Consider the following 21470-nt stretch of genomic DNA (forward strand, 5'->3'; position numbering starts at 1 on the left):
CCCAGCGTCAGGCCACGTACCCGACGTGCGCCAGCGCCTGCTTCAGCAGGACGCCGTGCCCGCCCGGCATCTCGCCCTGGAGGGCGGCGGAGACCGCCTCCTGCGGCGTGAACCAGACCAGGTCCAGGGCGTCCTGCCGGGGCCGGCAGTCACCGGCCACCGGGACGACGTACGCGAGCGAGACGGCGTGCTGACGCGGGTCGTGGTACGGCGTGACGCCCGCCGTCGGGAAGTACTCCGCCACCGTGAACGGCTGGAGGGAGGCGGGCACCCGGGGCAGCGCCACCGGTCCGAGATCCTTCTCCAGGTGGCGCAGCAGGGCGTCGCGCACCCGCTCGTGGTGCAGCACCCGGCCGGAGACCAGCGTCCGGCTGACCGTGCCGTCCGGTCCGATGCGCAGCAGCAGTCCGATGCTGGTCACTTCGCCGCTGTCGTCCACGCGCACCGGCACCGCCTCGACGTACAGGATCGGCATGCGGGCGCGCGCCGACTCCAGTTCGTCGGTGCTCAGCCAACCGGGCGTGATCTCGGTCATGTCAGACATTGCTTGATCATACTTTCAGTCATTCCCGAAGGGGGAGGGCGGCGGGGCGCCGCCTCGCGTCACGGCTTCACGGCCACCGCGCCGAACTGCGGCACCACGGCGGACGGCCCGGCCCCGGGCCGCCACCGCGAGCAGGGCACCAGGCCCGGCTCGACCAGGTCCAGGCCCTCGAAGAAGGCGGCGACCTCGGCGCGCGGCCGGGCGGTGATGGGGGGAGTGGCGTTCTCGTTCCAGAACGCCATGGCACCCACGTTGCCCTCGCCGCCCAGGTCGGCGTCGAGGGTCGGGTGGGTGAGGACCAGGAAGCTGCCCGGCGGGACGGCCGCCACGACCCGGCGGACGATCTCGCGGGCCTTGTCGGTGTCCAGGACGAAGTTCAGGATGCCGAGCATCATCACCGCGACCGGGCGGCCGAGGTCCAGGGTCTCGGAGGCCCGCTCGACGATGGCGTCCGGGTCGTGCACATCGGCGTCGATGTAGTCGGTGGCCCCGGCGGCGGTGCTGGTCAGCAGGGTGCGGGCGTGGGCGAGGACGATCGGGTCGTTGTCGACGTACACGATCCGCGCGTCGGGGGCGAGCCGCTGGGCGATCTCGTGCGTGTTGTCGACCGTGGGCAGTCCGGTGCCGATGTCGAGGAACTGCCGTATCCCGCGCTCGGCGGTCAGGAAGCGCACCGCCCGGCCCAGGAACTCGCGGTCCGCGCGCGCGACCTCGCGGATCACCGGGAACATCCCGGCGACGTGCTCGCCGACCTGCTGGTCGACCTCGTAGTTGTCCTTGCCGCCCACCCAGTAGTTCCAGACCCGCGCGTTGTGCGCCACCCCGGTGTTCAGCCTCGGCGACCCGCCCGACGGGGTGTTGCTCTCGCTCACGTCCGTGCTCCCTGGTTCGTCTGTGTCCGTCGTACGTCCCGGTCGTCAGTGCCCGGTCGTACGTCCCGGTCCCGTCTACGCGTGTATCACGGCGGCGTCGTCGACCCGCCGGTCCCAGCCATTGTGCCGCGCGGTGATCACGGTGTCCCGGGAATCGGCGGACCGGCCCGGACGCGCGCCCCGCGGACGGCGTTTGCCCGCGGGGCGCGCGCCGTGTTTGTCTCGGAGACCGGCGGGCCGGGGCCCGGCCGTGCGACCCCGCCCCCGGCCCGCCGCCGCACCGCCCGCCCGCTCCGCTCTCCCACAGGAACCGGTACATGTCCAGCACCCCCTCGCCCGCGCTCACCACCGCCGACGACGGCGCCCCCGGCCCCGCCGGATCCGCCGGGTCCGGCGCCCCTGCCGACATACGTCTGATCGTCACGGACATGGACGGCACGCTCCTCGACGACGGCAAGCGGATCCCGCCGGGGCTGTGGCCGGTCCTGGCCGAGCTGCGCCGCCGCGGAGTGCTCTTCAGCCCGGCGAGCGGACGCCAGTACGCCACGCTGGCCGAGCAGTTCGCCGGTGCCGACGAGGGCATGGTGTTCATCGCGGAGAACGGCACCTACGTCGTCCGTGACGGCGTCGAGCTCAGCTCCGACCCGCTGGACGCGGCCGTGGCCGCCCGGCTGGTCGCCACCGTGCGGGAACTGGCCGGGCGCGGCGCCGACGTCGGCGCCGTGGTCTGCGGCAAGCGGTCCGCCTACGTCGAGCGCAGCGACGAGCCGTTCCTCGCCGAGGTCCGCAAGTACTACGTACGGCACCGTGTCGTGGCGGACGCCACCGCGGTCGACGACGACATCATCAAGGTCGCGCTCTTCGACTTCGGATCCGCCGAGCGGACCGTCGCCCCGGCCCTGGCGCCGTTCACCGCGACCCACCAGGTGGTCGTCTCGGGCGAGCACTGGGTCGACGTCATGAACCGCACCGCCGACAAGGGCGCCGCGCTGCGCCGCCTCCAGCGGGACCTGGGCATCACGCCCGCGCAGACCCTGGTGTTCGGCGACTACCTCAACGACCTGGAGATGCTGGACGCCGCCGAGTGGTCGTTCGCCATGGAGAACGCGCACCCCGAGGTCGTCCGGCGGGCCCGCCACCTGGCCCCCTCCAACAACGACAACGGCGTCCTGCGCACCATCGCCCGCCTGCTGGACCTGCCGGCGGAGCTGCTGTCGGCCGAGCCGCGCGCGGCGGGTACGGGCACCGGCGTACGGGACTGACGCGGCGTACGGTGCGGGCGCCGGGCTCACCCGACGGACTCCGCCACCTTCTCCGCCACCTTCTTGTCGAGCGCCGCGCGCACGAGCGCCGCCGCGAGGGCGGCCGGATCCGTGTCGCCCGCCACCGAGGCCAGCCGCTCCGGGTCCTCGGGCAGCCCGAGTCGCTCCGCACCGGACAGCGCCTTGGCGTCCAGGTACGGAGCGATGTCGGTCCACACGGCCTGCGCCTCGCGCAGGAAGATGTCGGCGCCCGCCGGGCCGAGGCCCGGGACCTCCTGGAGCAGATCGCGCAGCGCCGCCACGTCGCCGCCCGCCTCCCGGTGCAGCCGCCGCAGGTCGCCGCCCCAGCGCTCCTGGACCAGTTCGGCACCCTCGCCGAGCTGGGTGGCGGTGCGTTCGTCGTAGCGCCGGTAGCCGCCGCGGCCCAGCGCGTCCACGCGCCGCTGCCAGTCGGCCGCGGCCATGCTGCGCGGATCGCGCAGCCCGGCCTCGGACAGCTCCCGGGCCGCCGCGACGGCGACCGAGCCGCGGATACGGGCGCTGAGCAGCACCGCGAGGACCAGCAGCCGGTAGAGCGGCTGCGGGGTGTCCTTCAGCGGGATACCGGCCTCGTGGGCGAAGGTCTCGCCGTGCTCGGCGACCAGGTCGCGCACGATCTCGGCCTCGCGGCTCCGTGTCCCCGCGCTCACCGGACGGCTCCGACGGCCTCGGCGATCTCGACGGCCTCGTCCATCACGCGCCCCTTTCGCCGGTCGTCCCGCGGCACCCGTCGGGGGCCGCCGACACCTCTCGGCGGTCGTGCGGTCAGTCGTCGCGGGAGACGTTCTCGGCCGCGAACATCCAGCGCTGCTTCTCCAGCTCCGCGGTGATCGTGATCAGCAGGTCCTGGGTGACCGGGTCCGGCTTCTCGGTCGCTTCGATACGCTCGCGCAGCCGCGCGATGGCCGCCTCCAGGGCCTCGACGATCACCTGGACGACGTCGTCGTCGCGGATCCAGCCGTCCTTCGGGCCGGGCAGCGTGAACGCGGAGGCGATCGTCTCCGGGCGGCCGTCCGGCGGCAGACCGAGCGCCGAGGAGCGCTCGGCGACGGTGTCGGCGAACTCGCGGGCCGAGGCCACCACCTCGTCCAGTTGCAGGTGGATGGAGCGGAAGCGCGGGCCGACGATGTTCCAGTGCGCCTGCTTCCCGATCAGCGACAGGCCGAGGAGGTCCACCAGGGTGCTCTGCAGCGCCTCCCCGGTGACCTGGCGTGCCGACTCGGGAATCGTGCTCTTCACGACAGTCATGCGGTGGTTCTCCCTCGTGGGGTCGTCTCTGGCGTACCGGGCGGGTGCCCGCCGGACACCGTCGCAAACCGGCCCCGCCCCGGCCGGACCGCACGCGGAGGCGGTGCGGGTCAGCGGGGCAGGACCCGCTGGAGGAAGGCCGTCACGTCCGCGAACACCTGGGCCCGGTCGGTCTCCAGGAACACCTCGTGCCGGGCGCCCGGATAGATCCGCTCGGCCAGGTCGCCGCCGCCCCGGCCGCCGGTGAGCCGCTCCACGCCGACCCGGCTCCCGGCGAGCGGCACCAGCCGGTCGTCGTCGCCGTGCAGCCACAGCACCGGGAGCCGCCCCACGTCCCCGCCCTCGGCCACCGTCCGCAGGGTCCGCGCGAACGCCTCCAGCGTGGGCCGCTTCATCGGGCCGTGCCACACCAGCGGGTCCGCCCGGTACGCGGCGCCGACCGCCGGGTCCCGGGAGAGCGCCGCCGGGCTGATCGGCGTGTCGGGGATCTCGTCCAGGGCGAGCAGCCGGCCCGGCAGTTCCCAGGCGCCGATGACCGGCCCCGACAGCACGAGCGCGGTCAGCTCGGCGCCGTACCGCTGGGCGTAGCGGGCCGCGATCAGACCGCCCATGGAGTGGCCGAGCAGGACCAGCGGCAGCCCCGGGTGCGCGGCGCGGGCGAGGTCCGCCACGGCGTGCACGTCGGCGACCACGTCCTCGAAGTCCTCGATCACCGCCCGCTCGCCCGCCGACCCGCCGTGACCCCGGTGATCGGGGGCGTACACCGCCGCGCCGAGCCCGGCGAGCACACCGGCCACCTCCACGTACCGCCCGGCGTGCTCGCCGTAGCCGTGGACCAGCAGGGCGAGGAAGCGCGGGCGCGGGTGCGGCCACACGCGGACGCGGACGGCGCCCCGGGACCCGGTGAGGACGTGCTCGCGGGTGTCGCTCATGTCTCCTCCAGCGGCGTCGGCGGACCCTGCGGGGATCTTCCCAGCGGGCCGGTCCGCGGGCTATAGTCCAGAACAGTATAAAACTAGCAGTGCTAATTAATGGTTGTTGGCCGTACGCGGCCGAGCCGGCCGAGTGCCCGTCCGGGCCCGCGCGGCCGCCGCCGGTCCGTACGCCACCGTGCGAGCCTCCTGGGAGACCTGCCGTGCGCCCCGTCCACTTCGCGGCCGCCCGCCGCACCCCGATCGGCAAGGTGCGCGGCAGCCTGTCCTCCGTGCGCCCCGACGACCTGGCCGCCGCGGTGCTGCGCGCCCTGCTCGCCGACGCGCCCGCGCTCGACCCGGCCCGCGTGGACGACATCTACTGGGGCGCCGCCAACCAGGCGGGCGAGGACAACCGCAACGTCGCCCGGATGGCCGCCCTGCTCGCCGGACTCCCCGAGTCCGTGCCCGGCGCCACCGTCAACCGGCTGTGCGCCTCCGGCCTGGAGGCGGTCACCACCGCCGCGCGCGCCGTGGCCGCCGGAGAGGCCGACATCGTGCTCGCGGGCGGCTCCGAGTCGATGAGCCGCGCCCCCTTCGTGCTGCCCCGCCCGGACGAGGCGCTGCCGCACCGTATGGAGACGTACGACACCCGGCTCGGCTGGCGCCTGGTCAACCCGGCGATGAAGGACCTGCACGGGCTGCTGTCCATGGGGGAGACCGCCGAGGAGGTCGCCGTCCGGTACGGCATCACCCGCGAGCGGCAGGACGACTTCGCGCTGCGCAGCCACCGGCGCGCCGCCCGCGCCCGCGCCGAGGGCCACTTCGACCGGGAACTCCTGCCCGTCGAGCGCCCCGACGGCGTCCTGGTCGACACCGACGAGTGCGTCCGCGAGGACACCTCGTACGAGAAGCTGGCCCGGCTGCGGCCCGTCTTCCGCACGGACGGCACGGTCACCGCGGGCAACGCCTCCCCGATGAACGACGGCGCCGCCGGACTGCTCCTGGTGAGCGAGGATGCCCTGGACGACCTCGGTCTGACGTCCCTGGGCCGCTATGTCGCCGGGGCCTCGGCGGGCGTGCACCCGGACGTGATGGGCATCGGCCCCGTCCCCGCCACCCGCAAGGTGCTGGCCCGCGCCGGATGGGAGATCGGCGGCATCGAGGAGGCCGAGTTCAACGAGGCGTTCGCGGCTCAGGCCCTCGCCTGCGTCGACCAGCTCGGCATCGACGAGGACCTGGTCAACCCGAGCGGCGGCGCCATCGCGCTGGGCCACCCGCTCGGCTGCTCCGGCGCCCGCATCCTCACCACGCTGCTGCACCGCATGAACCGCACCGGCGCGGCCCGCGGCCTCGCCACGATGTGCGTGGGCGTCGGCCAGGGCAGCGCCGTCCTGGTCGAACGCCCCTGACCGCCCCGCCCTGCGCCGCCCCGCCCCCGGCTCTCCGGCCGCACGCACCCCCCACGCCACCGATCCCACCCGAGCCCCACCCCAGCACCATCAGCACCATCGCCGCACCACAGCACCACCAAGGGAGCACCCCCATGGCCACCCTCTCCGTCGCCGCGATCCTCGCCGAGAACGCCCGCCGCCGCCCCCACCGGACCGCCCTCGTCGAAGGCGACCTGCGGCTCAGCTTCGCCCAGGTGTGGCAGCGGGCCCGCGCGCAGGCCGGGGCGCTCATCGGGCTCGGGATCCGGCCGGGGGACCGCGTCGCCCTGATGGCGCCCAACACCGCCGAGTTCCCGCAGGCGTACTACGCCATCGCCGCCGCCGGGGCGGTCGTCGTCCCCGTGCACCTGCTGCTGTCCGCCGCCGAGGTCGAGCACGTCCTGCGGGACAGCGGTGCCACACTGCTGCTGTGCCACCCGGCGCAGGCGGACACGGGCACCGCCGCCGCCCGCGCCACCGGGGTGCGTGTCGTCACCCTGGGCGCCGAACTGGAGGCGCTGGCGGCCGGTGCCGAACCGCTGCCCTCCTACGTCACCCGGGCCGCCGACGACCCGGCCGTCGTCTTCTACACCAGCGGCACCACCGGCGTCCCCAAGGGCGCCGTGCTCAGCCACTTCAATCTGGTGATGAACGCGACCGTCAACGCCTTCGACGCCAACGACATCCGCCCCGACGACATCGCCCTCGGCGCGCTCCCGCTGTTCCACGCCTTCGGCCAGACGGTGTCCATGAACTCCACCTGGCGGGCCGGGGCCACCCTCGTCCTGCTGCCGCGCTTCGACGCGTCCCGGGCGATCGAACTGATGGTGAAGGAGGGCGTCAACACCTTCCACGGCGTGCCGACCATGTTCGTCTCCCTGGCCGCCGCGGCAGCCGGCGCCGACGTCCTGCCGGACCTGCGCCTGTGCGTCTCCGGCGGGGCCTCCCTGCCGGTCGCCGTGCTGGAGCGGTTCGAGGCGGCGTTCGGCGCGAGGATCCACGAGGGCTACGGGCTGTCGGAGACCTCCCCGGCGGCGGCTGTCAACCAGCCGGTGTTCGGCACGCGGCCCGGCTCCATCGGCCACCCGCTGTGGGGCGTGGACGTCGAGATCGCCCGCGCCGAGACCGAGGACCGCGTCGAACTGCTGCCGCCGGGCGAGGTCGGCGAGGTCGTGGTGCGCGGCCACAACGTCTTCTCCGGCTACCTCGGCCGCCCCGAGGCCACCGCCGAGGCGCTGGTCGACGGCTGGTTCCGTACCGGCGACCTCGGCACCAAGGACGACGAGGGCTTCCTGCGCATCGTCGACCGCAAGAAGGACGTCATCATCCGCGGCGGCTACAACGTCTACCCGCGCGAGGTCGAGGAGGTGCTGCTGCGCCACCCCGGTGTCGCCCAGGCGGCCGTCATCGGCCTGCCCGACGAACTGCACGGCGAGGAGGTGTGCGCGGTCGTCGTCCCGGCCCCCGGCGCCGGGCCGGACGCCGCCGCCGTCACCGCCTGGGCCAAGGAGCACCTGGGCCGCCACAAGTACCCGCGCCGCGTGGAGTTCACCGACGCGCTGCCGCTCGGCCCCAGCATGAAGGTGCTCAAGCGCGAGCTGCGGGCGCGGTACGCCTGACGGGACTCCCGCCGGAACACACGTCGGACCACACGCCGGAACACCTGCCGGAACACCCGGCGGAACATCTGACGCACACCCCGCCGGAGCCCGCACCGCGCGTGCGGACATAGCATCGGTGTCCGCATGGACACGATGAATCTGTGGCACCTCACCGGCTGGGGCTTCGCGGCGCTCGCCTTCGCGGCCCTGCTCGTCGGCTTCTCCAAGACCGCCGTCAGCGGGGCCAACACGGTCAGCCTCGCGATCTTCGCGGCCCTGCTGCCCGCCCGCGCCTCGACCGGGGTGCTGCTGCCGCTGCTGATCGCGGGGGACGTCCTCGCCGTGCTCACCTACCGGCGGCACGCCCACTGGCCCACGCTGTGGCGGCTGTTCCCGGCCGTCGCCGCCGGGGTGGTCGTCGGCACCCTGTTCCTGCTGTGGGCCGACGACGGGGTCGTACGCGTCTCGATCGGCGCCATCCTGCTGCTGATGGCGGCCGTCACGGTCCTGCGGCGCCGGGCGGCCGACCGCCCCGGCGAACCCGAGGCGGTCACCACCCGCTCCGGCCGCCTCAAGGCCCGTTCCTACGGCGTCCTCGGCGGCTTCACCACCATGGTCGCCAACGCGGGCGGCCCGGTGATGTCGCTCTATCTGCTCTCCGCGGGCTTCCGCAAGCTCGGGTTCCTCGGGACGTCGGCCTTCTTCTTCCTGATCGTCAACGTCGCCAAGGTGCCGTTCAGCGCGGGCCTCGGCCTGATCGACGGCCGCTCGCTGCTGCTCGACGCGTCCCTCGCGGTGTTCGTGGTGCCCGGGGCGCTGCTCGGCCGGTGGGCCGTCGACCGGATCGACCAGCGGCTCTTCGAACGGCTGGTGATCGCGGCGACGGTCGTGGGGGGCGTGCAGCTGCTGCTCACCTGAGGCCCGGCCCGGGGTGCGCCCTACGCCCTACGAGGCCGTGGACGCCGGGGCCGAGGCGGACGCGGTGGCGCGGGCCAGGGCCGCCCGCAGCCGGTCGTAGCGCTGCACGTTCGTCCAGTCGTCGGCACGCCGCGGGCGCCCCGCGCAGAGGCCCCACAGAGCGGCCATGATCACGGTCGCCAGCGGGATGAGCAGCCAGGTCAGTGGGTCCAAGGTCGTCCTCTCCCTTCCCAGTGGATCAGCGGGTCAGGGCGACCATGACATACATGATCAGTTCTACATACTGGTACGAAGAGCGACGTTCCGCTTTTCACCCGGAAGGATCCAGTACGGCGGTCGGCCCGCGGTCCACCCGGAGGCCGCCAGGGCAATGATCCGGTCGGCGACAGGCCAAGTGATCGTTAAGATGGGCCGGTTGCCGCGACCCGGAGGCGGTGGCTCGGCTGCCGCCGTGCCCACCATCGGGACGGGGCGGGCGCAGGGGGGTCAGGGACAGTGTCGACTTCGGGGACAGAGGGCGGTCTACAGGTGCTGGTGGCGGATCGGTACCGGCTCCACGCGGTCATCGGGCGGGGCGGGATGGGGGAGGTCTGGCAGGCCCAGGACGAGGTCCTCGGCCGGCCGGTCGCGGTCAAACTGCTGTTGAGCGACGTCGCCGACGCCTCGGCCGAGGCCCGTTTCCGGCTGGAGGCGCAGACCTCCGCCCGGCTGCACCACCCGCATGTGGTGGGCACGCTCGACTTCGGCACCTGGGAGCACCGCTGCTTCCTCGTCATGGAACTGGTCGACGGCGGCAGCCTCTCGGGCGAACTGAACGCGGGCGGCCCGCTCACCCCCGACCGGCTGGCCCAGGTCGCCGAACAGGCCGCCGAGGGCCTGGCCGCCGCCCACACCCAGGGCATCGTGCACCGCGACATCAAGCCGGGCAACCTGCTCAGCGACCGCGACGGCACGGTCCGCATCGGCGACTTCGGCATCGCGCGCTTCCTCGACGACCCGTCCGCCGGACTCACCACCACCGGTCAGATCGTCGGCACCGGCCTCTACCTGGCCCCCGAGCGCGCCATCGGCACCCCCGCCTCCCCGGCCTCCGACCTGTACTCACTGGGCTGCGTGCTCTACCAACTGGCCGTCGGCCGCCCGCCCTTCGAGTCGGACACCGCCACCGGACTGCTCTACCAGCACGTCGACTCCCCGCCCGTACCCCCGCACCAGCGCGGCGCCGTGCTGCCGCCCGCCTTCGAGGCGTACCTGCTGAGCATGCTCGCCAAGCGGCCCGAGGAGCGGCCCACGGCCCGGCAGACGGCGGACTGGTTCCGCAGCGGCGCCTGGCGGGGCGCCCCCGAACCACTGCCGCCGGAGCTGCCCGGCCACGCCGTCGAGCCCTACGCGCCCGCCTCGCCCGCCCGGCACCGGGCCGCGCCCCAGGGCGCTCCCGGCCACGCCGCACACCCGCAGGCGTCCGCCGTGGACACCGGCTGGAACACCACCGTCCACCGCGTGCCCGCGCGCCGCCCCGGCCTGCGCACCTCGCTGCGCCGCCACTCCCGCCTGATCGCCGTGCTCGGCGGTGCGGCCCTGTTCGTCTGCGCACTGCTGCTCGGCATGAGCCTGTTCCAGGCGTAGCCTGCCGGGCATGCGGATCTCCGTCTCCTCCGATCTGGACGCGCCCGTGGCCCGCGCGCTGGTCGCCGCGCTCCGCGAGCGCGGCCACGACGTCACCGCCCACGGCGCGCTGCGCCCCGGCGGCGACCCGCGCTGGGCGGTGTGCTCGCAGGCGGCGGCGCGGGACGTCGCCGAGGGCCGCTGCGACCAGGCGGTCGTGTGCTGCTGGACCGGCACCGGCGCGTCCATCGCCGCCAACAAGGTGCCCGGCGTCCGCGCCGCCCTGTGCACCGACGCCGCCACGGCGGACGGCGCCCGCCGCTGGAACGACGCCAACGTCCTCGCCCTCGGCCTGCGGCTGACCTCCCAGCCGCTGCTCGACGAGATCCTCGACGCCTGGTTCACCGCCGCGCCCAGCGAGGACGCCGAGGACCGCGAGAACATCGCCCTCGTCGGACGCCTGGACGAGGCGAGGGCGCAGGAGGCGTGACGGGCCGGGGCCACCGGAAGGCGGGCGGTCAGCCGGGCGGCCGTACGGCCTCCGCCAGCGCGTCCGCGCGGAACAGCGCGCGCCCGGCGGCAACGCGCCGCTCGCGCTCCGGGCCGCGCGCCGTCAGCCGGGCGAGGGAGGCCAGCAGCCCGGCCTCGTCCGGTACGTGGTCGGACACTCCGGCCGCCGCCATCCGGCGGACCCCCTCCGCCCCGTGCCCCGGCAGCGGCCGGTAGCCCACGACCGGCAGCCCCGCGGCGAGCGCCTGGACGGCGGTCTGCCCGGCCGCGTTGTCCACCAGGGCGGCGCAGGCGCGCAGCAGGGCGGGCATGTCCGTCACCCACCCGGGCGTGAGCACCCCGGGAACCGTGGACAGGGCGCGGCGCAGCCGGTCGTTGCGCCCGCAGAGCACGACGGGCAGGTATCCGTGCGCGGCGAGCAGCCGCGCGGTGCGGTGCAGCCGCGCCCCGGCCCCCCAGGCGCCCGCCGAGACCAGGACCGCCGGACGACCGGGTCCGTACGGCTCGAAGCGGCGCCGCCACTCCGACGAATCCGAATGCGAATGCGGATCCGAATCCGAATTCGATGACTCCGACGGCTCCGGGGCCCCTGACGACTCCGAGGGCTGCGTCGGCTCCGGTGTGCCGGGCGCCGGTCCGGCGAAGAACGCGGGGTCCACGACCGGGCCGGTCACCCGGGCGGGCCGCCCCAGGGCCGCGCGCACCTCGTCGGCGGCCCGGTCCGTGAGGCACAGGTGCAGATCGTTGCCGGGGTGCAGCCACTGGCGGTGCACCGCGAAGTCCACCACGACCACCGCGCTGGGCACCCGCAGCGTCCCGTGCGCCCGCAGATGGCCGGTGAGCTGGGCCGCCAGATGGAACACCGGCACCACCAGGTCGGCACGCGAGCGGCGCACCAGCTCCAGCAGCCGGTCACCGGCCAGCCGCGCCAGCGGAGTCCCGCTCGGCCGGGGCCGGGGGCCGGGCCGCAGGAAGAGGTCGTAGACACCGGCGTAGACCCAGGGGCAGTGCCGTACGGCGGCCTGATAGCCGCCGCGCAGCCCCGTCCCCAGCCCCCAGGGCAGCAGTTCCAGTACGTCGACGATCTGCGCCTCCTTCCCGGCGGCGCGGGCCCGGCGCACCAGCTCGGCGGCGACCGTGTCGTGCCCCGAGCCCATGGACGCGCTGACGACGAGCAGCCGCCCGGCCCCGGCGGCGGACCCCTCGGCGGCGGGGCCCTCGAACACGGCGGGAGCGGCGGCGGCCGGGCCGGTCAGGGGGCCCCGAGCGGCGGGCACCGGTGGCGGTACGGGCGTTTCGGACGACACTGGAAGTGAGTAACCCTCACCCACCGCAGCCAAACGAACCGCCGTCACCCGAACGGACACCCCCAGCCCGTCCCGCGTTTCCGACCCGGCCCCGGGACGCTCCACGCCCGGCACGCCGTACCGGACCGCCGGGGCCGCACCGCCGGCCCCGGGCCCGTCGATCCAGAGGTGCCCCGATGACCCAAGCCCCTTCCCGCGCACGGTCCGGCTCCGGGACCCGTCCCGGGGCGCCGGCCGCGCCGGGCACCGAGCGCCGCGGAGGCGACGGCGGCAGGCCGGTCGGCGGGGGTGCGCTGGTCACCGGCGCCTCCTCCGGGATCGGCGCGGCCGTCGCCCGGCGGCTCGCCGCTGAGGGCGGCTGGCAGATGGTGCTCAACGGCCGCGACCGCACCCGCCTGGAGGAGGTCGCCCGGGGCACCTCGGCACTGGCCTACGCCGCGGACCTGTCGGGGCCGGGGGTCGGGCGCCGGCTCTCCGAGTTCGCCCTCGACAGCCTCGGCCGGGTGGACCTGCTGGTGGCGGGCGCGGGCATCGGCTGGGCCGGTCCCTTCAGCACCATGCCCCAGCCCGCCATCGACGAGGTCTTCGACGTCAACGTGCTCGCCACGGTGCACCTGGTCCGGCTGCTGCTGCCGCACATGGTGGGGCGGGGCACCGGCCGCGTGGTCATCATCGGCTCCCTCGCGGGCACGGTCGGCGTACGCGACGAGGCGGTCTACTCGGCCGCCAAGGCCGCGCTGGCCACCTTCGCCGACGCCGTCCGCTACGAACTGCGCGGCACCGGCGTCGGCATCAGCCATGTGGTGCCGGGCGTGGTGGACACCCCCTTCTTCGACCGCCGTGGTGTGCCCTACCGGCGCGCGCGGCCCCGGCCCGTTCCGGCGGGCCGGGTCGCCGACGCCGTGTGGGAGGCGGTCGCCCGCGGCCGGGACGAGGTCTACGTGCCCGGCTGGACCCGGCTGCCCGGCCGGATCCGCGGCGCCGCCCCCGCCCTGTACCGGCGCCTCGCCTCACGCTTCGGGTGACGGCCGATGCGCGGGAGCAGGTCCATGAGCGACGGGGGACGCCTGACCGGCCGGGGGCTCAGGGGCGGCGGAGGACCCCTGACCGGCCGGGGGCTCAGGGGCGACGGGGGATCGGCGAACGGTGCGGGCCGGTGGGCCGAGGGCGCGGAACGGCGGTCCACGCCGGTGCCCCGCGTGCCCCTCACCACCGCGGAACCCGCCACCTCCGCCGGTCCCGTCGCCGCCGTCACCCCCGTCGGCCCCCTTGCCTCGGCGGGGGCGCTCGCGGCCGTGGCGTCCCTCGCCGCCGTGACCGCTGCGGCCGTCGTGCACATCGTCCCGGCGGCGTCCTGGCTGCCGCGCTTCCGCTCCCGCTGTCTGCCGCACCTGGCCGGACACGGCCGGACCGGCCATGTGGCGCTCACCTTCGACGACGGCCCCGACCCCGCGAGCACCCCGCACTTCCTGGACGCGCTGGACCGGCTCGACGTCCGCGTCACCTTCTTCGTGCTCGGCGAGAGCGCGGTGCGCCATCCCGGACTCGTCCGCGACATGGCCGGACGCGGACACGAGGTCGCCGTGCACGGCTGGACCCACAGCCGCCCCTGGCTGCCCGACCCGGGCCGGGACCTGCGGGAGACGGCACGCGCGGTCCGGGCCGTGCACACCCTCACGGGCCGCCGCCCGCTCTGGTACCGGCCGCCCTACGGCATCCTCACCGGCGGCCGCTGGGCCGCCGCCCGGCGCCTGGGGCTGCGGCCGGTGCTGTGGAGCGCGTGGGGCCGGGACTGGACGGCGGACGCGACCGCCGCCTCCGTGCACGCGGACGTCATGGCCGATCTGCGCGGCGGCGGCACGGTCCTGCTGCACGACACGGACCGCGCCTCGGCCCCCGGCTGCTGGCACGCCGCCCTCGGCGCCCTGCCCGGCCTGGTCGCCGCCTGCCGGGAGTCCGGCTGGGACGTGGGCACCCTGGCCGAGCACGAGGTGGCGGGCCGGGCCGGGAGCCGCCGGCGCCCCGGCGCACACCCCCCGGCCGCGCCGCCCCCCGGCGCCCCGCCTACCCCTGCGGCCTGCGACGCAGCAGATACGTGTCCATGATCCAGCCCTTGCGCTCCCGGGCCTCGGCGCGCAGCCGCTCGATGCGCGGCCCGGCCTCGGCGATCGGACCGGAGACGAGGATCTCGTCCGGGGTGCCTATGTAGGCGCCCCAGTAGATGTCGATGTCCTGGTCGGCGTACTGCCGGAACGCCTGCTGCGCGTCGAGCATCACCACCACGTCGTCCACCCCCTCGGGGAACCCCTCGGCCAGCCGCCGTCCCGTGGTGATCTGCACCGGCCGGGCGACCCGGTTGAGCCCGGTGCGGTGCCGGGCCACCAGCGCGGAGACACTGCTGATGCCGGGCACCACGTCGTACGAGAACTCCACGGCACCGCGCGCCAGCACCTCCTCCAGGATGCCCAGGGTGCTGTCGTACAGCGCGGGATCGCCCCAGACGAGGAAGGCGCCGGTCCCGTCCTCGTCCAGCTCGTCGGTGATCAGCCGCTCGTAGATGTCCGCGCGGGCGCTGCGCCACTGGCCGACGGCGGGGGAGTAGCCGCGGCCACCCGCCCGGCGGTCCCGCTCCGGGTCGCGCGCCTCCACCACCCGGTACCCGCCCTCGGGCAGATGGGTATCCAGGATGTCCCGGCGCAGCCGCACGAGGTCCGACTTCACCTCGCCCTTGTCCAGGACGAAGAACACGTCCGTGTCGCGCAGCGCCCTGACCGCCTGCAACGTGAGCTGGTCGGGGTCGCCCGCGCCGATACCGATGACATGAATCTCTCGCACCCCCCGAGTGTGCCGCAGGGCACTGACACCGCGTGCACCAGGTGCTGCGCCCGGTCACCGGCGGCGCTTCGGCGGGACGGCTCCGCCCGGGTGCCTCCGCCAGGGTGCCTACGCCCCGGCGCGCAGCCGGGGCGCGCTCCGTGCCGCGTCCACCGCCCCGGCCGTCCCGTCCTCCACGGCGTCGGCCAGTGCCCGCGCCCAGCCCACGAGCCCGGCCACGTCCATGCCGTACGGCTCCCGCACCCCGGAGTCCGCCGCCCAGTCCCGTACGCCCTGCGCACCGCGCCGCAGCAGGCGGGCGCCGCCGGTCACATTGCCGCGGGCGGAGTGCGTGAGGCCCACCGCGAGCTGGGCCAGCGCGCGCCACAGCCCGCGCTCGGTCTCGGGCCCGGACTTCCAGGCGTCCTCGAAGACCTCGTGCGCGTGGAAGGGCCGTCCCGCGTCCAGCAGCGTCTGCGCCTCGGCGACCGTCCGGTCCGGGGTGCGCACCACCCCCTCGGGCTGCCGCGCCACTCCGTCCGCGCCGTAGGGCAGCGGGCGCCCCAGGCCGTCGCGTGGCCGGGCGTTGCGCGCCCGCCCCTCACTGTCCCGGTCCCGCGCGCCGACCGCCCGGTCGGATGATGTGCTGCTCATACCCACGATTCTCCCCCGTCGCCGCGTCGTCCCGAGCGCCCTCCCGAGTGCCCCCTTCGGCACCGCCCCGGGCGTGCGGTAAAGTGACCTTCGCGCGATCACGCGGGTCCACCGCACGAGAGCGCATCGGGACGTGGCGCAGCTTGGTAGCGCACTTGACTGGGGGTCAAGGGGTCGCAGGTTCAAATCCTGTCGTCCCGACTCATGAGAGTCGTAGGTCAGGGGCGGTTTCGGAGGAATCCGAGGCCGCCCCTGACCGCTTTCCGGTTCCGGGGGCGTGCGGTCGGTCCGGGTCGTTCCGCTCATCTGGTGCCGGAGCGCAGCAGCAGTCGGACGGCGAGTGCTCCCGTGGTGACGGCGACGAGCGCGCAGGCGGCGCAGGCGAGGGACATGCGGGGGGCGGTCGAGGTGCGGGTGAGGGTTCCGCAGACCGCCACGCCGAGGGTGAGGCCGAGCTGCCGGACGGCGTTGGCCGCGCCGCCGGCCGCGCCCGCGTGGTGGGGCGGGGCCGTGGCGATGGCGACGGCGGGCAGCACGGGCGAGACCACGCCCGCGCCGACTCCGCTGAGCACCAGGAACGGCAGCAGCACGGGCCAGTCCGGCCGGCCGGCCACCGCGGTGGCGATGAGCGCGCCGACGCCGACCAGGATCGTGCCCGCGCCGAGGGTCCAGGCCGGGTGGAGCGCGTGGAGGTGCCTGCTGACCAGGCCGGAGACCGCGACGAAGACCACGAGCTGGACGACGAGGACGAGGGAGACCGCCGACGATGCCAGGCCGAGACCGGTCTGCATCCATGTCGCCAGGGCGGGCAGCGCCCCGAACGCGGCGAAGTAGTACCCGAAGGCCGCCAGCAGGACCGCGGCGAACCTCGGTGCCGTGACGAGCGCGGGCGGCAGGATGGGCCGCGGGCAACGGCGTTCGGCGAGCACGAACCCGCCCCCCGCGCCGAGGGCCGCGAGCCAGCCCGCGAGCGAGTTCGGCGCGCCCCACCCCGATTCGCCGCCGGCGATCACCGCGTAGGCGAGACCTGTCACCGCGACGCTGACCAGCACGATGCCCGGCCAGTCCACCCCGGTGCGGAACAGGCCCCGGGCCGCCCGGTCCGGGCCCGGTGCATGGCCCGGCTCCCGCGCCCGGTCCGGAGCCCGGTCCGGAGCCCGGTCCGGAGCCGGGTCCGGCGGCGGAGGTACCGTCGCGTGCGGCAACGAGCGGGCGGCCAGCGCCAGCGCCCCGGCGCACAGGGGGAGCGAGCCGAGGAACAGCCAGCGCCAGCCCGCGTACTCCGTCAGTACGCCGCCGCAGACGGTGCCGACCGCCGAGGCGGCCCCCGCCACCGCGCCCCAGACCGCGAACGCGGTCGCCCGCTGCCCGGGGCGTGCGTAGGTCAGTCCGATCAGCGGGACGATGGTGGCGAGCATCGCGGCCCCGGCCACGCCCTGGCCGGCCCGTGCCGCGATCAGCAGGCCCGGCGAGGTGGCGAGGCCGCACGCCAGGGTGGCCAGGGTGAATCCGGCCAGCCCCGCGAGGTACACCCGACGGCTCCCGAGCGCGTCGCCGATCGCGCCGGCGCCGAGCAGCAGTCCGGCCAGCGCGAGGGTGTAGACGTCGATCACCCACTGCTGGGCGCCGTGGTCCGCGCCGAGACCGGCGCCGATGCCGGGCAGGGCGACGGTCACGATCGACGTGTACAGCAGCAGCAGAAACGTACCGAGGCAGCAGGCGGCCAGCGGCAGCCAGCCCGGTCCGCTCCCGGTTTCCGCCGGGGCGGCGCGCGAAGGGGTGCGAGGGGCGTCGGGCGCCGTCGGGGGCAGGGCGCGGATGCGGTCGCGGGCGGTCATGACCCGACAGTGATGTAATGCTCTTGTGCATGTAAACCCTTACGGGCGCCCCCTGCTGGACAACGTGATCGACCTGCTCAACCGGCCGCCCACCGGCATCGAGGACATCGCCGCGCGCTGGGTCGCCGTCGGCATGCCGCTGGAGAACGAGGCGCGCGAGGGTGACGCCGCGCTGGTGCGCGACTATCTCCGCGGCTGGCGGCGCCTGGTCGACGCCGAGGACGAACCGGCCCGCGTCGCGGTCCTCAACGCGCTGCTGACCCGCTACGCGGGACCGCCCACCGTCACCGACCACGACGGCAGCGGCTGGCACCTGCACTACCGGCCCGACGGCGCGGGTCTGGGCGCGGTCCTCGCCGCCTCCACCACCGTCGCGGCGGCCCAGCACCTCACCGCGCACGGCATGCGGCGCCTCGGCCGCTGCGCCCTGCCCGAGTGCGGCGACGCCTATGTCGACCACAGCCGGCCGGGACGCCAGCGGTACTGCTCCCACACCTGCGCCAACCGCGACGCCGTACGGCGCCACCGCCGGGCCGCGCGGGAGGCCGGCTCGTAGCGGCCGCGGACCCGCGCGGCCGCCGCGTGGCGGCCGAGAGCGCTACGGCAGTCGCCTGCCGAATTGCAAAAGTTCGCAATTGGTTAGATGCTGTGCTGGCTGTGCCCGCAGGAAGCGCGGGCACAGCCTTGTGCGCGCGCCCGGCCTGGGGCGGACGCCGTGAGAGTCGACAGTCGAGGGGTCGGGCCGGTGCCGGTACGGAACGTGCTGCGGGAAGCCGAGGTCGCCACGCGATGAGCACCCCGCTGACACGGGCCGCCCGCTCGGTGCGCTCGCTGCTGCCCGCGCGGTCCGACCTGGCGGACGCCCGCCGGGATCCGCGCCGCGACCTGCTCGCCGGTCTCACCGTGGCGATCGTGGCGCTGCCGCTCGCGCTGGGCTTCGGGGTGTCCTCCGGACTCGGCGCGGAGGCGGGCCTCGCGACCGCCGTGGTGGCCGGGGCGGTCGCGGCCGTCTTCGGCGGCTCGAACCTCCAGGTGTCCGGGCCCACCGGCGCCATGACCGTCGTCCTGGTGCCGATCTTCGGCCGGTACGGGGCGGGCGGGGTGCTGACCGTCGGCCTGATCGCGGGCTTCCTGCTGGTCGCCCTCGCCGTGCTGCGGGCGGGGAAGTACATGCAGTACGTGCCCGCCCCCGTGGTGGAGGGCTTCACCCTCGGCATCGCCTGTGTGATCGGGTTGCAGCAGGTGCCGAACGCGCTGGGCGTGGCCGAACCCGAGGGCGACCGCGTGCTGGTGGTGACCTGGCGGGCCGTCGAGGAGTTCGCGAGGACACCGAACTGGACGGCGGCCGGCCTCGCCGTCGCCGTGGCGGCGCTCATGCTGGCCGGCGCCCACCGCTGGCCCGCCGTCCCGTTCTCCGTCGTCGCCGTCGTGGCCGCCACCGCGGTGGCGCAGCTCGCCGGTCTGGACGCGGCCGCGCCGATCGGCGACCTGCCGGCCGGACTGCCCGCGCCGTCGCAGGCCTTCCTCGACGCGGGGGCGCTCGGCTCGCTGCTCGCACCCGCGGTCGCGGTGGCCGCCCTGGCCGCGCTGGAGTCGCTGCTGTCCGCCTCGGTGGCCGACGGGATGACGACGGGGCGGAAGCACGACCCCGACCGGGAGCTGTTCGGGCAGGGCCTCGCCAACATCGCGGCCCCGCTGTTCGGCGGGGTGCCCGCCACCGGCGCCATCGCGCGCACCGCGGTCAACGTCCGCACCGGCGCGCGCTCCCGGCTCGCCGCACTGACCCACGCCGCCGTCCTCGCGGTGATCGTCTTCGCCGCCGCGCCGCTCGTGTCGAGGATCCCGCTCGCCGCGCTCGCGGGCGTGCTGCTGGCCACCGCGGTCCGTATGGTCGAGGTCGCCTCGCTGAAGGCGATGGCGCGCGCCACCCGCTCGGACGCGCTGACCCTCGTCCTCACGGCCGCCGCGACCCTCGCCCTCGACCTGGTCTACGCCGTGATCATCGGCCTCGCCGTCGCGGGCGCCCTCGCCCTGCGCGCGGTCGCCCGGCAGGTCCGCCTCGACCGGATGCCGCTGGACGGGACGGACGGGCCGGGCGAGGGCGAGCGCACGGCCGCGGCTGACGCCCTGTCGGCCGGGCACATCGTCGCCTACCGCATCGACGGCCCGCTGTTCTTCGCCGCCGCCCACCGCTTCCTGCGGGAACTGGGCGAGGTCACCGGGGTCCGGGTGGTCGTCCTGCGCATGTCGCGGGTGACGACGGTGGACGCCACCGGCGCACTGGTCCTCAAGGACGTGGTGGAGAAGCTGAACAGGCGCGGCATCGCCGTGATGACCTCGGGGATACGGCCGGGACAGCGCCGGGTCCTCGACTCGGTCGGCGCGTTGGAGCTGCTGCGCCGAGAGGGCCGCGAGTACGCGACCACAGCGGAGGCGCTGCGCGGCGCGCGCGACCATGTCGACCTGACCGGGCCGCTGTCCGCCGAACCCGCAGCCGAACCCGCCGCCGTACCCGCCGGGCCGCAGCGCGGCAGTGAGGAACCCGTCCGATGAGCACCGTCCGCACAGCGCTGCGCATGACCGAGGTCTCCGGCCCCGAGGCCCTGTGGCTCCTGGAGGGCAGCCGCCTGGGCCGGCTGGTGTACGTCCGCCGCGAGCAGGCCGTCGTGCGTCCGGGACGGCACGTGTGGCACGTGGGCCGCCTCGTCGTGCGCACGCCGGTGCCGGCCGCCGCGGTGCCCGCCTCGGCGGCGTACCACGTGGACGAGGTGGACCGGGACACCGGCACCGGCTGGAGCGTCACCGCCGACGGCCCCGCCGAGGTGGTCGCCGATCCCGACGAGGCCGCCCACTACCGGCGCGTCCTGTGCGGCTGGACGCACGGCCCGCACGACACGATCGTGCGGCTGCGCCCGCGGACCGTCACCGGCTTCCGGTTCGCCCGGGTACGGGGCTGAGCGGCCATGACCGTGACCACGCGGCTCGAAGCCCTGCCCCACCGCCACGTCCTGACCGTGCCGACACTGCCGTCCGCCGTGCGCCTGGCGCGGGAGACGGCCGAGCAGGCACTGACGGAGTGGGGCGTCAGCCTGTTGCATCCCGCCGTCGGCCAGGCGCTGCTGATCGTCAGCGAGCTGGTCACCAACGCCGTACGGCACGCGGCCGCGCTCTCCCCGCAGACCACGGTCCTCTACGCGGCGGGCGCGGACTGCCTGGCCTTCGGCGTCCACGACCGCCACCCCTACCGCCCGCGGCTGACCGGGATGGTCGGAGGTACGGCCGCCGGGGGACTGGCCACCGTCATGGAACTCACCCTCGGCCTGGGCGGCACCGCGGTCGTGCGCGGCGACGCCGACGGGCGGGGCAAGACGATCTGGATCACCCTGCCCCTCTGAACACGGAAGACACGGCGTATAGAATTGCCGACCTCGGCAATTACCGAGTTCGGCACGACAAGTGGGTGGATGCGATGCGCCGAGGTCCGGCCCGGTCGGCCGTGCCGGCGGGCGGGAGAGGCGACGGCAGCAGCATGAGCACGCCGCTTTACCAGCTGAAGGCCGAGTTCTTCAAGACGCTCGGCCACCCGGCGCGCATCCGCGTCCTGGAGCTGCTGAGCGAGCGCGAGCACGCGGTCGCCGAGATGCTGCCCGAGATCGGTATCGAGCCCGCGCACCTCTCCCAGCAACTGGCCGTGCTGCGCCGGGCCAACCTGGTCGTGACCCGCAAGGAGGGCTCGACCGTGTACTACTCCCTGACCAGCCCGCATGTGGCGGAGCTGCTCAGGGTGGCCCGCACCATCCTGTCCGGGGTCCTGGCGGGCCAGGCCGAACTGCTCGCCGACCTGCGGGCCGCCCAGGGTGAGGGCGGCCCGCAGGCGTAGGCGGCATCGGACGGCGGCCGCCCCGCGCCCGTGA

23 protein-coding genes and 1 tRNA gene are annotated in these 21470 nt (G+C 75.3%); 14 read left to right on the forward strand and 10 right to left on the reverse strand.

Annotated elements, in window-relative coordinates; all coding sequences use genetic code 11:
* Positions 1 to 7 precede the first annotated feature (7 nt).
* Both R4Z62_RS29665 and R4Z62_RS29670 read right to left on the reverse strand, forming a co-directional pair.
* Positions 8 to 535 carry an NUDIX hydrolase family protein gene (locus tag R4Z62_RS29665; protein ID WP_064536420.1) on the reverse strand — a complete coding sequence of 176 codons (528 nt, stop codon included), beginning with the start codon at positions 533 to 535 and terminating at the stop codon, positions 8 to 10.
* A 68-nt stretch (positions 536 to 603) separates the two neighbouring features.
* Entirely contained in the window at positions 604 to 1416 is an 813-nt protein-coding gene (locus R4Z62_RS29670; RefSeq protein WP_491521396.1) for an SAM-dependent methyltransferase, read from the reverse strand.
* Between the two features lie 317 nt (positions 1417 to 1733).
* Between R4Z62_RS29670 and R4Z62_RS29675 the strand changes: the two genes are divergently transcribed.
* Entirely contained in the window at positions 1734 to 2678 is a 945-nt protein-coding gene (locus R4Z62_RS29675; protein ID WP_491521397.1) for a Cof-type HAD-IIB family hydrolase, read from the forward strand.
* A gap of 26 nt (positions 2679 to 2704) precedes the next feature.
* Here the strand turns inward: R4Z62_RS29675 and R4Z62_RS29680 are convergent, their stop codons facing one another.
* The 3 genes from R4Z62_RS29680 to R4Z62_RS29690 form a co-directional block, all read right to left on the reverse strand.
* Complete coding sequence (locus R4Z62_RS29680; protein ID WP_064536423.1) at positions 2705 to 3367, reverse strand: HhH-GDP family DNA glycosylase; 663 nt, start codon at positions 3365 to 3367, stop codon at positions 2705 to 2707.
* Between the two features lie 115 nt (positions 3368 to 3482).
* Positions 3483 to 3965, reverse strand: a complete 483-nt coding sequence (locus R4Z62_RS29685) for a Dps family protein (RefSeq protein WP_355484501.1) — start codon at positions 3963 to 3965, stop codon at positions 3483 to 3485.
* 110 nt (positions 3966 to 4075) lie between these two features.
* Entirely contained in the window at positions 4076 to 4897 is an 822-nt protein-coding gene (locus R4Z62_RS29690) for an alpha/beta hydrolase (protein ID WP_491521398.1), read from the reverse strand.
* 203 nt (positions 4898 to 5100) lie between these two features.
* Between R4Z62_RS29690 and R4Z62_RS29695 the strand changes: the two genes are divergently transcribed.
* From R4Z62_RS29695 to R4Z62_RS29705, 3 genes are all read left to right on the forward strand, one after another.
* Entirely contained in the window at positions 5101 to 6288 is a 1188-nt protein-coding gene (locus R4Z62_RS29695) for a thiolase family protein (protein ID WP_491521399.1), read from the forward strand.
* Positions 6289 to 6422: 134 nt separating this feature from the next.
* A complete protein-coding gene (locus R4Z62_RS29700) occupies positions 6423 to 7928 on the forward strand; it encodes a long-chain-fatty-acid--CoA ligase (RefSeq protein ID WP_491521400.1) in 1506 nt (501 codons plus the stop codon).
* A 126-nt stretch (positions 7929 to 8054) separates the two neighbouring features.
* Positions 8055 to 8828 (forward strand): sulfite exporter TauE/SafE family protein, encoded by a 774-nt coding sequence (locus R4Z62_RS29705; protein ID WP_064536428.1) that lies wholly within the window; start codon positions 8055 to 8057, stop codon positions 8826 to 8828.
* 27 nt (positions 8829 to 8855) lie between these two features.
* Here the strand turns inward: R4Z62_RS29705 and R4Z62_RS29710 are convergent, their stop codons facing one another.
* Entirely contained in the window at positions 8856 to 9041 is a 186-nt protein-coding gene (locus R4Z62_RS29710) for a hypothetical protein (RefSeq protein WP_018566730.1), read from the reverse strand.
* 321 nt (positions 9042 to 9362) lie between these two features.
* Here R4Z62_RS29710 and R4Z62_RS29715 point away from each other — a divergent pair, with 321 nt between their 5' ends.
* Positions 9363 to 10454 carry a serine/threonine-protein kinase gene (locus R4Z62_RS29715; protein WP_237305467.1) on the forward strand — a complete coding sequence of 364 codons (1092 nt, stop codon included), beginning with the start codon at positions 9363 to 9365 and terminating at the stop codon, positions 10452 to 10454.
* A 10-nt stretch (positions 10455 to 10464) separates the two neighbouring features.
* A complete protein-coding gene (locus R4Z62_RS29720) occupies positions 10465 to 10923 on the forward strand; it encodes an RpiB/LacA/LacB family sugar-phosphate isomerase (protein WP_064536430.1) in 459 nt (152 codons plus the stop codon).
* A gap of 28 nt (positions 10924 to 10951) precedes the next feature.
* Here R4Z62_RS29720 and R4Z62_RS29725 read toward each other — a convergent pair whose 3' ends face one another.
* A complete protein-coding gene (locus tag R4Z62_RS29725) occupies positions 10952 to 12100 on the reverse strand; it encodes an MGDG synthase family glycosyltransferase (protein WP_491521943.1) in 1149 nt (382 codons plus the stop codon).
* A gap of 326 nt (positions 12101 to 12426) precedes the next feature.
* On the opposite strand from R4Z62_RS29725, the gene R4Z62_RS29730 reads away from it, so the two are divergent.
* Together R4Z62_RS29730 and R4Z62_RS29735 are read left to right on the forward strand one after the other, a co-directional pair.
* Complete coding sequence (locus R4Z62_RS29730; protein WP_491521401.1) at positions 12427 to 13275, forward strand: SDR family NAD(P)-dependent oxidoreductase; 849 nt, start codon at positions 12427 to 12429, stop codon at positions 13273 to 13275.
* Positions 13276 to 13545: 270 nt separating this feature from the next.
* The gene (locus tag R4Z62_RS29735) at positions 13546 to 14355 is read left to right on the forward strand and encodes a polysaccharide deacetylase family protein (protein ID WP_491521944.1); all 810 of its coding nucleotides are present in this window, start codon (positions 13546 to 13548) and stop codon (positions 14353 to 14355) included.
* Here R4Z62_RS29735 and cobF read toward each other — a convergent pair.
* On the reverse strand, positions 14315 to 15085 hold the full coding sequence (cobF, locus tag R4Z62_RS29740) for a precorrin-6A synthase (deacetylating) (protein ID WP_491521402.1): 771 nt from the start codon (positions 15083 to 15085) through the stop codon (positions 14315 to 14317). The two genes, R4Z62_RS29735 and cobF, sit on opposite strands and share 41 nt — an antisense overlap.
* 108 nt (positions 15086 to 15193) lie before the next feature.
* Positions 15194 to 15718: a DUF309 domain-containing protein gene (locus R4Z62_RS29745; RefSeq protein WP_064536434.1), complete on the reverse strand. Its 525-nt coding sequence runs from the start codon at positions 15716 to 15718 to the stop codon at positions 15194 to 15196.
* Positions 15719 to 15845: 127 nt separating this feature from the next.
* On the opposite strand from R4Z62_RS29745, the gene R4Z62_RS29750 reads away from it, so the two are divergent.
* Positions 15846 to 15919 (forward strand) — tRNA-Pro (locus tag R4Z62_RS29750).
* A gap of 101 nt (positions 15920 to 16020) precedes the next feature.
* On the opposite strand, the gene R4Z62_RS29755 is transcribed toward R4Z62_RS29750, so the two are convergent.
* On the reverse strand, positions 16021 to 17556 hold the full coding sequence (locus R4Z62_RS29755; protein ID WP_491521403.1) for an MFS transporter: 1536 nt from the start codon (positions 17554 to 17556) through the stop codon (positions 16021 to 16023).
* 25 nt (positions 17557 to 17581) lie between these two features.
* Here R4Z62_RS29755 and R4Z62_RS29760 point away from each other — a divergent pair, with 25 nt between their 5' ends.
* The 5 genes from R4Z62_RS29760 to R4Z62_RS29780 all read left to right on the forward strand — a co-directional run bounded on the left by R4Z62_RS29760 (position 17582) and on the right by R4Z62_RS29780 (position 21436).
* A complete protein-coding gene (locus R4Z62_RS29760) occupies positions 17582 to 18112 on the forward strand; it encodes a CGNR zinc finger domain-containing protein (protein WP_491521404.1) in 531 nt (176 codons plus the stop codon).
* 233 nt (positions 18113 to 18345) lie between these two features.
* Positions 18346 to 20109, forward strand: coding sequence for a SulP family inorganic anion transporter (locus R4Z62_RS29765; RefSeq protein WP_491521405.1), 1764 nt, complete (start codon positions 18346 to 18348; stop codon positions 20107 to 20109).
* Positions 20106 to 20513 carry a pyridoxamine 5'-phosphate oxidase family protein gene (locus R4Z62_RS29770; RefSeq protein WP_491521406.1) on the forward strand — a complete coding sequence of 136 codons (408 nt, stop codon included), beginning with the start codon at positions 20106 to 20108 and terminating at the stop codon, positions 20511 to 20513. The genes R4Z62_RS29765 and R4Z62_RS29770 overlap by 4 nt, the downstream gene beginning before the upstream one ends.
* 6 nt (positions 20514 to 20519) lie before the next feature.
* A complete protein-coding gene (locus R4Z62_RS29775) occupies positions 20520 to 20951 on the forward strand; it encodes an ATP-binding protein (RefSeq protein WP_173860917.1) in 432 nt (143 codons plus the stop codon).
* A 134-nt stretch (positions 20952 to 21085) separates the two neighbouring features.
* Positions 21086 to 21436 carry an ArsR/SmtB family transcription factor gene (locus R4Z62_RS29780; protein WP_018566712.1) on the forward strand — a complete coding sequence of 117 codons (351 nt, stop codon included), beginning with the start codon at positions 21086 to 21088 and terminating at the stop codon, positions 21434 to 21436.
* Positions 21437 to 21470: the final 34 nt, after the last annotated feature.

It is taken from the genome of Streptomyces sp. PL-25, assembly GCF_058344915.1.